Annotated in this window: 12 protein-coding genes; 2 read left to right on the plus strand and 10 right to left on the minus strand. The window is 69.5% G+C overall.

Annotation, left to right across the window (positions count from 1 at the left end):
* Nucleotides 1–171: 171 nt before the first annotated feature.
* The 4 genes from ACQP2T_RS23090 to ACQP2T_RS23105 are packed head-to-tail and all read right to left on the minus strand — an operon-like array spanning nt 172 to nt 4,290.
* On the minus strand, nt 172–1,041 hold the full coding sequence (locus ACQP2T_RS23090) for a carbohydrate ABC transporter permease (RefSeq protein ID WP_433518169.1): 870 nt from the start codon (nt 1,039–1,041) through the stop codon (nt 172–174).
* Entirely contained in the window at nt 1,038–2,048 is a 1,011-nt protein-coding gene (locus ACQP2T_RS23095) for a carbohydrate ABC transporter permease (protein WP_433518170.1), read from the minus strand. The genes ACQP2T_RS23090 and ACQP2T_RS23095 overlap by 4 nt, the downstream gene beginning before the upstream one ends.
* Nucleotides 2,045–3,271, minus strand: a complete 1,227-nt coding sequence (locus tag ACQP2T_RS23100; RefSeq protein WP_433518171.1) for a sugar ABC transporter substrate-binding protein — start codon at nt 3,269–3,271, stop codon at nt 2,045–2,047. Before ACQP2T_RS23100 ends, ACQP2T_RS23095 begins: the two co-directional genes overlap by 4 nt.
* Nucleotides 3,272–3,282: 11 nt before the next feature.
* Complete coding sequence (locus tag ACQP2T_RS23105; protein ID WP_433518172.1) at nt 3,283–4,290, minus strand: LacI family DNA-binding transcriptional regulator; 1,008 nt, start codon at nt 4,288–4,290, stop codon at nt 3,283–3,285.
* A 122-nt stretch (nt 4,291–4,412) separates the two neighbouring features.
* On the opposite strand from ACQP2T_RS23105, the gene ACQP2T_RS23110 reads away from it, so the two are divergent.
* On the plus strand, nt 4,413–6,662 hold the full coding sequence (locus ACQP2T_RS23110; protein ID WP_433518173.1) for an amylo-alpha-1,6-glucosidase: 2,250 nt from the start codon (nt 4,413–4,415) through the stop codon (nt 6,660–6,662).
* Nucleotides 6,663–6,822: 160 nt separating this feature from the next.
* On the opposite strand, the gene ACQP2T_RS23115 is transcribed toward ACQP2T_RS23110, so the two are convergent.
* The 5 genes from ACQP2T_RS23115 to ACQP2T_RS23135 form a co-directional block, all read right to left on the minus strand.
* Nucleotides 6,823–8,019 (minus strand): SDR family NAD(P)-dependent oxidoreductase, encoded by a 1,197-nt coding sequence (locus ACQP2T_RS23115; protein WP_433518174.1) that lies wholly within the window; start codon nt 8,017–8,019, stop codon nt 6,823–6,825.
* A gap of 36 nt (nt 8,020–8,055) precedes the next feature.
* Nucleotides 8,056–8,841, minus strand: coding sequence for a chitosanase (locus ACQP2T_RS23120; protein ID WP_433518175.1), 786 nt, complete (start codon nt 8,839–8,841; stop codon nt 8,056–8,058).
* 91 nt (nt 8,842–8,932) lie between these two features.
* Complete coding sequence (locus tag ACQP2T_RS23125) at nt 8,933–9,724, minus strand: CE1759 family FMN reductase (RefSeq protein ID WP_433518176.1); 792 nt, start codon at nt 9,722–9,724, stop codon at nt 8,933–8,935.
* 30 nt (nt 9,725–9,754) lie between these two features.
* On the minus strand, nt 9,755–10,828 hold the full coding sequence (locus ACQP2T_RS23130; RefSeq protein WP_433519812.1) for an LLM class flavin-dependent oxidoreductase: 1,074 nt from the start codon (nt 10,826–10,828) through the stop codon (nt 9,755–9,757).
* A gap of 76 nt (nt 10,829–10,904) precedes the next feature.
* Nucleotides 10,905–11,561 carry an epimerase gene (locus tag ACQP2T_RS23135; protein ID WP_433518177.1) on the minus strand — a complete coding sequence of 219 codons (657 nt, stop codon included), beginning with the start codon at nt 11,559–11,561 and terminating at the stop codon, nt 10,905–10,907.
* Between the two features lie 183 nt (nt 11,562–11,744).
* Between ACQP2T_RS23135 and ACQP2T_RS23140 the strand changes: the two genes are divergently transcribed.
* Nucleotides 11,745–12,674, plus strand: coding sequence for a helix-turn-helix domain-containing protein (locus ACQP2T_RS23140; RefSeq protein WP_433518178.1), 930 nt, complete (start codon nt 11,745–11,747; stop codon nt 12,672–12,674).
* Nucleotides 12,675–12,676: 2 nt separating this feature from the next.
* Here the strand turns inward: ACQP2T_RS23140 and ACQP2T_RS23145 are convergent, their stop codons facing one another.
* On the minus strand, nt 12,677–13,498 hold the full coding sequence (locus ACQP2T_RS23145) for an SAM-dependent methyltransferase (protein WP_433518179.1): 822 nt from the start codon (nt 13,496–13,498) through the stop codon (nt 12,677–12,679).
* Nucleotides 13,499–13,742: the final 244 nt, after the last annotated feature.

Below are 13,742 nucleotides of genomic sequence, written 5' to 3' on the forward strand. Positions count from 1 at the left end.
GAAGTATGTGAAGCTTCGAAACCACCCAGACGGTGCCCGTGCGCGTAACGGCGCCCGGCCCTGTGCGGGTTCAGCGGGCGTATTCCTGGAGGTCCTGAGCCCCGTGCGGCGGGTGGCGGTGGGTGCGGCTGTGCCGTACAAGAAAAGGAGGGTTTGCTCTTTTGAAGTGGATCAGCCCTTGTCGCTGCCCTCGTTGGCGCCGCGGACGAACCTGCGCTGGAATATCACGAAGATCACCGCCACCGGGATCGTCGCCAGCAGCGCCGCCCCCAGCTTGAGCGGGTACTGCGTGCCGCCCCCCAGCGACCCGCTGACCAGATCGGCCAGCCCTCGGGGCAGCGTGAACAGCGCCGGGCTCTGGACGGCCACCAGCGTGTGCGGGAATTCGTTCCACGCGCTCTGGAACGAGATGATCGTCAGCGTGATCAGTGCCGGCCGGGCCATCGGCAGCACTACCGACCAGAACGTACGGAACGCGCCCGCCCCGTCGATCCGGGCCGCCTCCTCCACCCCTGCCGGGATCGAGTCGAAGAACTGCTTCATGATGAACACCCCCGCCGCGTCCACGATGACCGGCAGGATCAACGCCAGATAGCTGTCATACATCCCCAACTGATTGAGGACCAGAAATTTCGGGATGAAGAGGACGACGCCCGGCACGGCCATCACCGCGATGACCGCCCCGAACAGCGCCGACCGCCCGCGGAAGCGCAGCCTGGACAGCGCGTACCCGGCCAGCGAGTCGAGGAACACCCGCCCGGCCGTCAGCACGATCGTCACCAGCAGCGAGTTGCCCAGCCACACCGGCATGTCGGTCCCGCTGAACACCCGCTCGAACCCTGCCAGCGTCCCCGGATTGGGGATGGGCGAGAGCGGTGAGGCGGCCGCGTCCGGCTCGGTCTTGAACGAGTTCGCGATCTGGATGACGAACGGGTAGATGAACACCAGGGCGAAGAAGATCAGGATCGCGTAGCCGGTGAAGGTGCTCGCCAGCCTGCGCACCCCGCCTCCCGCCGCCCTGTCCCGCGTCGGGTGCGTCACGAGACCCTCCTCTCCCGCGTCACGCGCCGCTGGAACAGCGTCAGCAGCACGATGATGAGGAACAGCACGAACGAGATCGCCGTCCCCGCCCCATAGTCGAAGTCCCGGAACGCCGTCCGGTACGACAGGAACGCCGGGGTCAGCGTGGTCTTGGCCGGCGCGCCCTGGCTCATGACGTAGATCTGGTCGAACACCTGCCAGCTCCCGATCGTCCCGAGCGTCAGCACCAGGAACATCGTCGGCCTGAGCATCGGCAGCGTCACGTACCGGAAGCGCTGCCACCGTCCCGCGCCGTCGAGCACGGCCGCCTCCTCCAGCGTCACCGGGATGTCCTGCAGCGCCGCCAGGAACATCAGCATGAACGTGCCCGACGTCGTCCACACGACCAGCGCGATGATCGCGCACATCGCCACGCTCGGCCCCGACAGCCACTCCCACCACGACAGCCCGAACGGCCCGGCCCCGGCGAGCGCCGCCGGGGGCGTGTCCATGCCGAGCAGCAGGTGGATGACCCCTCTGGCGTCGGAGAACCACTGCGGCCCCTGGATACCGAAGAAGCCGAGCAACTGCGTGAGCGCCCCGGAGTTGCTGAAGATGAACAGGAACACCACGCTGATCGCCACCGAGCTGGTGACCGACGGGAAGTAGAACGCGCTCCTGAAGAACGACTTGCCCTTGAGCAGCCGGCTGTTCACGATCAGCGCCAGGCCCAGCGCCAGCGCCGTCTGCAGCGGTACGACGATCGCCACGTAGTAGGCGTTGTTCCGGACGCTGATCATGAAGTTCTCGCGGGCCAGGTCGTCGCGGGTGAACAGCCGGCCGTAGTTCTCCAGCCCGACGAACGGCACGCCGCTCTTGAACGGGCTGCCCTGGCCGTTCCACGAGGTGAGGCTGACCCACATCGCCATGAGGATCGGCAGCAGCAGGAACACCCCGAGGATGACCACGACCGGCGCGACGAACAGCCACCCCGTCACGTCGTCCCTGGCCCGGCTGCGGCGCATCATTCGCCCAGCGCGGACTGCGTGTTCTTCTGCAGCCTGGCCAGCAGCGCCTTCGGGTCCTGCGAGGTGAGCTGCTGGATCCCGGCGTCGAAGTCGGACAGGACGCTGTCCATCTTGGCGGCGTTCACCGGGCCCTGGGCGTAGGCGGCGGCGTCCACGAACGCCGTGTCCGCGGGAAACTCCTTGACGTAGGCGTCCTTGGCCGACTGCCGCGACGGCATGACCCCGAACGCCTTGGCGAACGCGAGCTGCTGGTCGGCCTTGGTCATCGCCTCGACGAAGGCGATCGCGGCCGTCTTGTTCGCGCTCTTGGCCGCGATGCCCCAGCAGTTCGTGAACGACAGCGTGCCCTGCTTGGCCCCGGTGGGCAGCGGGTGGGCCGTGTACTGGATGTCGGGGTAGTCGGCCTTCAGCGCGCCCTTGATCCAGTTGCCCTCGATCGTCATCGCGGCCTTGCCCTTGCCGAACGCCTCACCGGCCCACGACGCGCCCAGCTGCTTGGGGTACTGGGCCAGCTTGTCCTTGAGCAGGGTCTTGACGTACTCCAGGGCCTTGAGGTTCTCGGGGCTGTCGCCGGTGGCCTGCTTGCCGTCGGCGCTGGTGATCCAGCCGCCCGCCTGCACCATGAACGCGCCGATCCGGTCGCGGGAGTCACCGATCGCCAGCGGGGTGATGCCCTTGGCCTTGAGCTTGCCGGCCGTCTCGGTGAGCTGTTCCCACGTGGTCGGGACGTCGGACGCCGCCAGGCCCGCCTTCTTCCACAGGCCGTCGTTGACGATCAGCGCCAGCGTGGAGAAGTCCTTAGGCGCGCAGTAGAACTTGCCGTCCCGGGTGAAGGTGGTGCGCAGGCTCGGGTAGAAGTCGTCCGGGTTCGAGATCTTGTCCCCGTACGGCTCCAGCGCGCCGACACTGGCGTAGTCGGCGAACCGGGAGGCGTCCACGTAGAAGACGTCGGGCGGGGTGCCGCCCGCGAACGCCTGGCCGAGCTGCTGGTGGATGTCCTGCGCCGGGGTGACCGTGGCCTGGTTGCCGCTCGCCTTCGCCCACGCGTCCGCGGCCTGCTTGACCGCCGTCGTCTCCGGGTCGCCGGAGGAGGCGATGAGGATCCGCAGCGAGGCGGGGCCGCTGCTCTGCGGCGCGGCCGACGGCTTGTCCTCGAAGCCGCTGCCGCACGCGGTCGCGGCCAGCGCCAGTACGGCGAGCGCCGCCAGGGGGAGGTGTTTCATCGCGTTTCCTTTCACGCTGTACGCCGGATGACCAGGGAGGGTTGAAGCAGTACGTGATCCGGCTTGTCCGGGCTGTCGTCTTCGAGGAGCCGGGTCAGCACGCGGACACAGCGCACGGCGGCGTCCGACAGCGGCTGGCTCAGGCTGGTCAGGCCGATCGCGGCCGCCACGGGCGTGTCGTCGAACCCGATCACGGGCACCGGACCGGCCTGCATGGCGCCCAGGGCGACGGAGTCGCTCACGCACACCAGGGCGGTGGCGCCGGCCGCGATCAGCTCCCGCGCCGCGGCCTCACCTTCGGCCGCCGACCCATCGGTCCGCCACTCCAATCCACCCGCCTCGCCGTCTTCGGCGTTCTTCGCGCGCGGCGTCAGGCTCGCGGCTTCGAGTGTCCGAACCCAGCCGCTCCTGCGGTCGTCGCCGACGCCGGAGCCCTCGGGCCAGCCGATGAACCCGATCCGCCGGTGACCCGCGTCGAGCAGGTGCCGGGTGGCGGCGGCCGTACCGGCCGCGCCGTCCACGTCCACCCACGGATGGCCGCCGCCCTCCGGCATGCCCCACGGCCGCCCGAACGTGACGAACGCCAGCTCCCGCTCGGCCAGCCAAGAGGTGCGCACATCGCCGTAATGGGTGCCGGTCAGGACGAAGGCATCCGGTTCGTACGCCCCGAGCAGGTCGTCGAACGTGGCGATCTCCGACTGGTCGTCGTCGGCCGAGTAGAGGATCACCCGATACCCCGCCTTGGCCGCAGACTCGGTCAGCCCGTGCAGGAACCGGTCGAACACGTTCATGCCATCCTGGGTCTGCTCGATCCGGACGGCCAGGAGCCGCGACCGGCCGGTCCGCATGCGGCGCGCGGCCTGGTTCACCCGGTAGCCGAGCTCCTCGACCGCCTGCCGCACGCGCTCACGCGTCTCCTCGCGGACGAGGTCGGGGGAGTTCAGGACGTTCGAGACGGTCTGCCGGGAGACGTTGGCACGCCGCGCGACGTCGGCGATCGTCACCTTTTCGGGCATCATGTCGCTTTCTAATGGTTTGAACGTTCAAACGGCGGTATGGCAGGATTGGATCGTTCAAGTAAACGGAGTGTTACGAACTATCTCCCTAAGACGATTCGCCTGTCAAGATTCGGGGGCCGCTCGTGCTCGACCAAGCCACGCACCGCCTGCAACCGCTGCTGCACGACCTCGTCAGCACCGTCCTGGCACCGACGACCGCGCTGAGCGGGACCGACGGGCAGATCAGGGCGTCCGGGGTGCAGGGCCTCTTCCACGCGGACGCGAGGGCGTTGTCGCAGGTGAAGCTGGCCGTGGACGGCAGGGAACCGGAGGCGCTGGGGCACGCCGTGCAGGCCGCCGGCCGTACCAGGTTCGTGTCGCTGGTCCGCTGGCTGGGCGACCCGATCGCGGACCCCACTGTCCGAGTTGACCGTACGCGCGAGGTCGCGCCCGGACGGATGGCGGAGCTCATCGAGATCGCCTCCACCGCCACCCGCCCGGTGACGGCCACCGTCACCCTCGACCTGAGCTGCGACTTCGCCCCGATCGAGCTGGTGAAGTCCGGCGGCAGCGCCCCTCCGGCCACTGTCACGCCCGGCTCGTCCGCTGATGGCGCATGGCTGGAGTGGCGCTCCGGCGTCATCCGCGTACGGGCGACCGCCGAGAACGCCACGGCCGAGCTCGTGGGGTACCCCGTACGGGCGATCGGCGAGAATGTGGCGGCCGAGCCGGAGACCGCAGGGCGGTTTCGGTGGGAGGTCGCGCTGGCGCCCGGCGAGCGCGTCACGCTGCGGTGGGCCGTCGTGATCGACGACCCCGAGGCGGCGGTGACCGCGCCGGCCAAGCCGCTGGAGTGGAGCGTCCCGCAGGTGACGGCCGACGACGCCCGCCTCGTACGGCTGGCGGACCGCTCGCTCGAAGACCTGCGCTCCCTCCGGCTGGCCGAGACCGGTGAGCCGGGGGACACGTTCCTCGGAGCGGGGGTGCCGTGGTTCCTGACACTGTTCGGGCGGGACAGCCTCTGGGCCGCCAGGATGCTCCTGCCTCTGGGCACCGACCTGGCGGCGAGCACTCTGCGCGTACTGGCCAGACGACAGGGCACCCACGTCGACCCGGCCACCGGTGAGGCGCCCGGCAAGATCATGCACGAGCTGCGCCGCCACGAGCACAGCGGCGGCGACCTGCGACTGCCCGCCGCCTACTACGGCACCATCGACGCCACCCCCCTCTGGATCAGCCTGCTGCACGACGCCTGGCGCTGGGGCATGCCCACCGACCAGATCGAGCCCCTGCTCCCCGCCCTGGAGGCGGCCCTCGGCTGGCTCGGCGACCACGCGGACCCGGACGGGGACGGCTTCCTGGAGTACATCGACTCCACCGGCCACGGCCTGGCCAACCAGGGGTGGAAGGACTCGGGCGACGCGGTCCGCTTCCGCGACGGCCACCAGGCGGAACCGCCCATCGCGCTGGCCGAGGTCCAGGGGTACGCCTGCGCCGCCGCCCACCAGGGGGCCGCCCTGCTCACGGCGTTCGGGCGGGAGGGGGCTGAGCGGTGGCTGGACTACGCGGGCACGATGACCGACCGCTTCCGCGCCCGCTTCTGGGTCACCCACCCCGCGCCTCCTACCGACCGGGGGAGTGATCATCTCGCGCCTGCCGCTGACCGGGGGAATGGTCATCCCGCGCCGGCCACGGGCTGGGAGAGCGGCTATCCCGCGCTGGCCCTCGACCGCGACAAGCGGCCGGTCGACTCGCTGACCAGCAACATCGGCCACCTCCTCGGCACGGGACTGCTGTCACCGGGGGAGGAGGCGAGGGTGGCGGAGCTGCTCGGCACCCCGGCGATGTCCGGCGCCTTCGGGCTGCGGACGATGTCGGCGGACGACGGCGCGTTCAGCCCGCTGTCCTACCACTGCGGGTCCGTCTGGTCGCACGACACCGCCATCGTCATCGCCGGGCTCGCCAGGATGGGTCATGGGCGGCTGGCGGCGGAGCTGGCGCGGGGCCTGCTGACGGCGGCGGAGGGCTTCGACTACCGCCTGCCCGAGCTGCACGCGGGCGACGACCGGGACACGGTCGGCCGCACGGTGGCCTACCCGGCCGCCTGCCGTCCCCAGGCGTGGTCGGCCGCCGCCGCCGTGACGCTGCTGCATGCGGCTGTGGGCCTGTATCCGGACGTACCGGGCGGCAAGGTCCTGGTGCTCCCGCTGGCGGGAGCCCCGCTCGGCGCGGTCACGGTGCGCGGCCTGCGGGTGGCGGGCGCCGACGTCACCGTGTCGATCGACCGGTCGGGCGGAGTCCAGGTGACGGGCCTGCCACCCGGCCTGTCGGTCGAGGTGACCGACCCCGGCCTGTCGGCCGAGATGGCGAACGGGCCACACGCTTTGGGCTGACGGGCTCTCCGATCGGCTCGTGTACGTGGGGCTGATGGGCCTGCCGGTCGGTTCGTGTACGTGGGGCTGACGGGCCTGCCGGTCGGTTCGGGTGCGCCGCGACCCGTCGAGGCCGACCCGGCCGAGTACCCGGAGTTGAGGGGCCCCGGGTGGTCGCCGGTCAGCCGGCCGAGCAGACCGAGAGTTCCGTGAGGTGGGCGTCCGGTGGGGCGGTGAGGGCGGTCAGGACCAGCGAGGCGATCGTGGACGGGCGCAGGCATCGGTCGGGGTCGTACGGCGAGCCGAAGCCGGCCCGGACCTTGCGCAGCAGCTCGGTGGCCGTGCCGCCCGGGTAGATCGTGGTGACCCGGATGCCGTGCGGGCCTTCCTCGTCCCGTACGGCGTCGGCCAGCTCGCGCAGCGCCGCCTTGCTGGCCGCGTAGGCGGGCCAGCCGTCAGGGCTCAGGCCCGGCGCGGCGTTGATGAGGACCACCCGGCCGCGGCTTCCGCGCAGGGCGGGCAGGAGGAGGCGCAGCAGCTCGGCGGCCGAGGCGACGTTGACGTTGAACGTGTCACGCCACAGCTCCACCGTGCTGTCCGCGGTCGCCGTGACCTCGGCGATGCCCGCGCAGTGTACGAACCCGTCCAACTCCCCGATGGGCGGCAGGGCGGCGGCCAGCGTCTCCGGCCGGGCCAGGTCCGCGACGACGGCGATGACACTGCCGGGCGCGCGACCGGCGGGCGTGACGTCGGTGTGCGTGACGGTGATGGGCCTGACGTCGGCGGGCGTGACATCGGTGGGTGTGACCGTGGGGCCGGCCGCGGTGGGGGCGTTACCGGCAGCGGCGACGGCGGCGGACGGGACGGCCGGGGTCATCATCTCCGGCCATGGGAGGTTCGCCGCGACCGGGGTGATCTCGCCCAGCCCCGCGATCCCATCCGGGGCATCAGGCCCGGCGATCCGGTTCGTGCCGTCACGCCCGGGAGTCGGGTCCGCGCCGCCAGGTTCGGCGCTCCAGTCTGTGCCGCCTGGGTCGGCGGTCCGGTCTGTGCTGCCAGGCATGGGGGTCTGGTTCGCGCCGCCAGGCTCCGTGGTCCGGTCTGCGCTGCCTGGGCCAGCGCTCCGGCCCGCGCTGCCAGGTCCGGTGACCTCGTCCATGGCAGCGGGCCCGGCCGGTCGGTCCACGGTGGCGAGTTCGCCGGACGTGGCGAGTTCGCCCGATGCGGCGAGCCCGCCTGAGGCGGTGAGTTCGCTCAGGCGGGCCGGGTCGCGGACCAGGGCCAGGATCCGGTAGCCCGCGTCCAGCAGCGTCGTGGCGATGGCCGAGCCGATGCCGCCCGTCGCCCCTGTCAATAAGATCGTTCCAGCACGGGTCATGATCAGAGCGTGGCAGAGGCGCGGGCCGTACGTCTATCAGCTCTTGATCGTGTAGCTGTCGCCGTACACCTTCCAGGTCAGCGGCGGGTCCAGGTCGAGGTTGCCGTTCTTGAGGAAGACCCGCTGCTCGGTGTCGACGCGGGTGGTGTCCTCGTGCGCCTCCTCGGCCTTCATCGCGGCCTTGCGGGCGTCCAGGAACGCGTTGAGGTACGTCGTCTCGTTGCCGCCCTGCGCGGGGGTCTTGGCCTTGGACATCGCGGTCTTCCTGATGCCGCCGAAGCTGAGCTTGTCGGTGCCGGGGCCGTGCATGACGATCGCGTCGTAGTAGATGAACTGGCCCAGCGCCCGCAGCCCGTCCGTCTTGGCCTGGCTGACCGACGGGTTGAAGTAGACGCGGTCGCGCTCGTCGTTCTGTGCCGTCTGGAAGACGGTGTCCTTGGCGGCGGTCTTCCAGTCCTTGGTGAAGTTCGGGTCGAGGCCCGCGTGCGAGTCGCTGCCGTTGACCTTGCGGAGCGCGGGCAGGTACTTGGCCAGGACGTTGCCCGGCTTGCGGTTGGTGTAGAGCTCGACGAGCGCCAGCATGTCGCTGGTGCCGGAGCAGAAGCCGATGATCCCGGCCGTGTAGCCGCGGCCGTCGTCGATGTCCTCGATGTAGCCGTACTGGGACTTCCAGTCGAGCGTGGAGTTCTCGGCACTGGACACCAGCTGCATGGCGATGTCCTTCTTGTGCGGATCGGTGAGGTCGACCGCGGCCTGGCTGGTGCCCGTGAGCGCGAGAGTGGTGGCTAAGGTGACCAGTGAGACGAGAGTGGTTCGGAGCAACGTGATCTCCTGCTCTTCGTTAGGAAAGCTTCCTAACGAACCATACTCACAGGAGTCAGCATTCGGGGCTTTTGTTGTGAAATTGGGCCCCTTATCGGCGTAGTGCGGCGAGTTGCTGCTCGAAAGGCACGACATCCGGCTCCAGCTCCGGCTGGCGGCCCGCCCCTCGGCGCGGCCCGCTGCCGGCCGCGTCGCCGAGCGCGGTCCCAGCGGGTGCCGGCGTACGGCTGCGCAGCAGGTCGGCCAGTTCGGTCGCGGCGCGGTCGATCCGCTCCGCCAGGCCGTCCGCGAAGTCGTCACCCCCGCCGCCCCAGTCCTCCGCCGCCGCGTAGACGGCGGTCGGCGCCACCATGGCCCTCAGGTACGCGAACAGCGGCCGCAGCGCGTGCTCCAATGCCAGCGAGTGACGTGGCGTGCCGCCGGTCGCCGCGATGAGCGTCGGCTTGCCCGCCAGCGAGGCGGGGTCGATGACGTCGAAGAACGACTTGAACAGGCCGCTGTAGGAGGCGCTGAAGACGGGCGTGACCGCGATCAGGCCGTCGGCCTCCGTCACCGCCTCGATCGCCGCGCTCAGCCGGGCGCCGGGGAAGCCGGTGACGAAGTTGTTCGCGATGTCGACGGCGAGATCACGCAACTCGATCACCCGCACCTCGGTCGCGCGCTCATCGCCCAGCCCCGCCGCCTCATCGCCGAGCCGCCCGACGCTCGCCTCAGTCGCGTCGGTCACCTCAGTCGGCCGGTCGGTGGGCCGCTGCACGCTCGCCTCGGTCACCTCAGCCGGCCGGTCGGTGAGTCGCCGCACGGTCGCCTCCGTCAGGCGGTCGGCGAGCAGGCGGGTGGACGACGGCTGGGTCAGACCCGCCGTGACGACGACGAGCTTCATGAACACTCCTCCGAACTCCATGTGAAGCGGTCAGGCGGTCAGACGGTCGCGGGTGGTGTGAACGGGCCCATCGGGCACGTCGGCCGGCCGGTTCGCCGCGAACTCCCGGCGCAGCACCGGCACGACCTCCTCCCCGAGGATGTCCAGCTGCTCCAGGACCGTCTTCAGCGGCAGCCCCGCGTGGTCCATCAGGAACAACTGCCGCTGGTAGTCGCCGAACGACTCCCGGAACGTCAGCGTCCGGTCGATGACCTGCTGCGGGCTACCCACCGTGAGCGGTGTCTCCTCGGTGAACTCCTCCAGCGACGGGCCGTGCCCGTACACGGGGGCGTTGTCGAAGTACGGACGGAACTCGCGCACCGCGTCCTGCGAGTTCTTCCGCATGAACACCTGCCCGCCGAGCCCCACGATGGCCTGCTCGGGCGTGCCGTGCCCGTAATGGGCGTACCGCTGGCGGTAGAGGGTGATCAGCCGGATGAAGTGCTCCTTCGGCCAGAAGATGTTGTTGGCGAAGAATCCGTCACCGTAGTAGGCGGCCTGCTCGGCGATCTCCGGGCTGCGGATCGAGCCGTGCCACACGAAGGGCGGCACTCCGTTCAGCGGCCGGGGTGTGGCCGTGAATCCCTGCAGCGGTGTGCGGAAACGGCCCTCCCAGTCGACGACGTCCTCGCGCCAGAGCTGGTGGAGCAGCGCGTAGTTCTCGACGGCCAGCGGGATGCCCTGCCGGATGTCCTGCCCGAACCACGGGTAGACGGGCCCGGTGTTGCCCCGGCCCAGCATCAGGTCGACCCGGCCGTCGGCCAGGTGCTGCAACATCGCGAAGTCCTCGGCGATCTTGACCGGGTCGTTGGTCGTGATCAGCGTCGTGGCCGTGGACAGCGTGAGCCGCTCGGTCTTGGCCGCGATGTAGCCCAGCATGGTGGTGGGGGAGGACGGCACGAACGGCGGGTTGTGATGCTCGCCGGTCGCGAACACGTCCAGCCCCACCTCCTCGGCCTTGAGCGCGATGGCCACCATCGCCTTGATGCGCTCCTGCTCCGTCGGCGTCCTGCCGGTGGTGGGGTCCGTGGTCACGTCGCCCACACTGAAGATCCCGAACTGCATACCGTTCATCACCTCTTACTATTGAAAGTTCAACGACCACCCAAGCAGCGGACGGTCCGAGGTTATTCCGCGCGGGTCAGCCTTGGAGGGCGTTGATCTCCAGCGGTCCGAGGATCCGCTTCGGCGCACCCTGGGCCGCGACAGTGATCATGGCCCGGCCGATCCGCTCGGTGGTGGTCACCGCGGTGGGGAAGAGCAGCCGCAGCATCGGGTAGAAGGGCGCCGTCACCACGTACGCCAGCCGATACCAGGTCGTCCGCGAGGTGACGCCGTGCATGGGCTGGATGTAGCCGGGCCGGAACATGTACGCCTCGAACGGCAGGGCCAGCAGCGCGTTCTCGGTCTGGCCCTTGACCCGGGCCCACATCGCCCGCCCGTGCGCGTCGGTGCCCACCCCGGACACGTAGACGAACGTCGAGCCGGGGTTGAGCCTGGCCAGCGTTTCGCCGGTCGCCAGCGTGAAGTCGTAGGTGACACGCCGGTAGTCCTTCTCGCTCATGCCCGCCGAGGAGACGCCGAGGCAGAAGAAGCACGCGTCGTAGCCGGACAGCTCGGCCTCGATCGGCGTCAGGTCGAGCAGATCCGGGTGCGCGAGCTCGCGCAGCTTGTCATGGGTGCGCCCAGTGGGGGTGCGGCCGACCGTGAGCACGGTCGTCACCCGGTCGTCGGCCAGGCATTCCCGGAGTGCGCCCTGCCCGACCATGCCAGTAGCGCCGAAGATGATGACTTTCATGCCAACTCAAATGCTATCGCCCGATCACAAGCAGTCAGATGGCGGTCAAGCGGCGGTCAAGCGTTGTGCCCATCCCGTGACCTGGTATTTCCGCTATTAACCTGGCTCGTGGCGGCGGAGCTGGCTAGCGTGGCAGGATTGTCTGCGCGTCAGACTGCCACAGTTTCCGACCTAGGAGCGTATATGCCGAATGCTCGGAATATTGACGACCTGACCGAAATTCCAGGTTGGGAGACTCGTCAGTCCGGGCCGACAGCGCTGCGGATATTGGTGGGCAGGCAACTACGCCGGCTGCGCGAGTCGCGGGAGATCACGCGTGAGGCCGCGGGATACGCCATCCGGGGTTCGCATTCCAAAATCAGCCGCCTGGAATGCGGGCGGACCAGTTTCAAGCTGCGCGACGTGGCCGACCTGCTCACCCTCTACGAAGTGGTCGAGGAGGCCGAGCGCGAGGCCGTGCTCTCGCTGGCCAAGCAGGCCAACGCGCCCGGCTGGTGGCACGAATACCGCGAGGTGGTGCCCGACTGGTTCGAGGACTACCTCGGGCTGGAGCAGGACGCGGCGATGATCCGTACGTACGAGGTCCAGTACATCCCTGGCCTGCTCCAGACCGAGGACTACGCCCGCGCGGTGATCACCTGCGGCCACCAGGGCTGCCCGCCCGAGGCGATCGAGCGCCGGCTCGCGCTCCGGGCGCGCCGCAGGCGGATCCTCACGGGGCCCATGGCGCCCAAGCTCTGGGTGGTGCTGGACGAGGCGGCCCTGCGCCGACGGGTCGGCGACGGCCCCACGATGCGCGGGCAACTCGAGCACCTCAAGGAGATGGCGAAGCTGCCGCACGTCACCATCCAGGTGCTTCCGTTCAGCTACTGCGGCCACATCGGCGGGGTCGGCCCCATCACCATGCTGCGCTTCGCCCAGGCCGAGCTCGACGACGTGGTCTACCTCGAACAGATCGCCAGCGCGCAATATCTCACCAGGGAATCCGACGTGCACCCGTACCAGCACCTGATGGACGAGCTGGGCATCCACGCGCAGCCGTCGGCCGCGACCCCGGCGATCATCAACAAGATCATCGCGGAGATCGACGAGGAGATCGACGCCACCCCGTAGGGCTACGGTTTGCGGGCCACGGCGCAGAAGGCGTCCACCTCGTCGGGCACGCCGAACACCGAGGACTCCACCCGCCACCGGGAGACGGAGACGACGCCCGGATCCACCAGCTCCAGGCCGTCGAAGAACCGGGCGATCTCGTCCGGGGTGCGCAGGCGGTAGGAGTAGGGCTGCTCCTCGTCGTGGAGCCGTCCCGCCTCCGCGGCCGCGTCGGGCTTGATGGTGTTCGTACCGTCTTCGAACACCAGGTAGCTGCCCGATGGCAGAGCGTCGAGCAGTTGCCGCGTGAGTGCGTGCGCGTGGTCGTCGTCGAAGATCGTGCCCATCACGCCGAGGAGCATGAGGGCGGTCGGCCGGCTGAAGTCCAGTGTCTTGGCCGCGAACTCCAGGATGGCGGCCGGCTCGCGTACGTCGGCCTCGATGTAGTCGCAGGCGCCCCGCGGGTCGCTGGCCAGGAGCGCCTGGGCGTGCACCAGCACCAGGGGATCGTTGTCGACATAGACGATGCGGCAGGACGGGTCCACCCGCTGGGCGACCTCATGGGTGTTGTCGACCGTCGGCAGCCCGGTGCCGATGTCCAGGAATTGCCGGATGCCGGCGTCCTGCGCCAGATAGCGGACGGCGCGGCCCAGGAACGCGCGGGCGTGGCGGGCGATATCCTCCATTCCCGGATAGATCTGCTGGAGTTGCTCCGCGTGTTCGCGATCTACCGGGTAGTTGTCCTTTCCGCCCAGCCAATAGTTCCACACCCGGGCCTGATGCGGCTGGCTGGCGTCGATCTTGGAGGGGAGTGCGGGATCGTAGTCAAAGGATTCATCCGCCACGACATCGTCTCCTCTTTTGTCGCTTATATATCTCTAAGCTGAGTGTCCTGGCGTCTCGTCGCGCTGTCACGTCTTAAAGCGGGATCTCCTAACCTTCCAGATAAAAAATGCCGCTTAAGACGGATGTCTGGTTGGCGCTTTCTGCCCAGAACCGTGCGCAGATGAACTGATCTTGACTGATTCCCGGGGGTCGGCGCAACTTTCACACGCCGCGCGGGGGCACCCGATCAGGTGCCGCCGGGCC

Source organism: Nonomuraea sp. CA-143628 (assembly GCF_050942315.1).
In the GTDB taxonomy this organism is placed as follows: domain Bacteria; phylum Actinomycetota; class Actinomycetes; order Streptosporangiales; family Streptosporangiaceae; genus Nonomuraea.

Bases quoted from the DNA above. Each gene is read 5' to 3' on its own strand.
- ACQP2T_RS23100 (WP_433518171.1), bottom strand. From the start codon at position 3,271: ATGAAACACCTCCCCCTGGCGGCGCTCGCCGTACTGGCGCTGGCCGCG.
- ACQP2T_RS23095 (WP_433518170.1), bottom strand. From the start codon at position 2,048: ATGATGCGCCGCAGCCGGGCCAGGGACGACGTGACGGGGTGGCTGTTC.
- ACQP2T_RS23135 (WP_433518177.1), bottom strand. From the start codon at position 11,561: ATGAAAGTCATCATCTTCGGCGCTACTGGCATGGTCGGGCAGGGCGCA.
- ACQP2T_RS23130 (WP_433519812.1), bottom strand. From the start codon at position 10,828: ATGCAGTTCGGGATCTTCAGTGTGGGCGACGTGACCACGGACCCCACC.
- ACQP2T_RS23125 (WP_433518176.1), bottom strand. From the start codon at position 9,724: ATGAAGCTCGTCGTCGTCACGGCGGGTCTGACCCAGCCGTCGTCCACC.
- ACQP2T_RS23140 (WP_433518178.1), top strand. From the start codon at position 11,745: ATGCCGAATGCTCGGAATATTGACGACCTGACCGAAATTCCAGGTTGG.
- ACQP2T_RS23105 (WP_433518172.1), bottom strand. From the start codon at position 4,290: ATGATGCCCGAAAAGGTGACGATCGCCGACGTCGCGCGGCGTGCCAAC.
- ACQP2T_RS23115 (WP_433518174.1), bottom strand. From the start codon at position 8,019: ATGACCCGTGCTGGAACGATCTTATTGACAGGGGCGACGGGCGGCATC.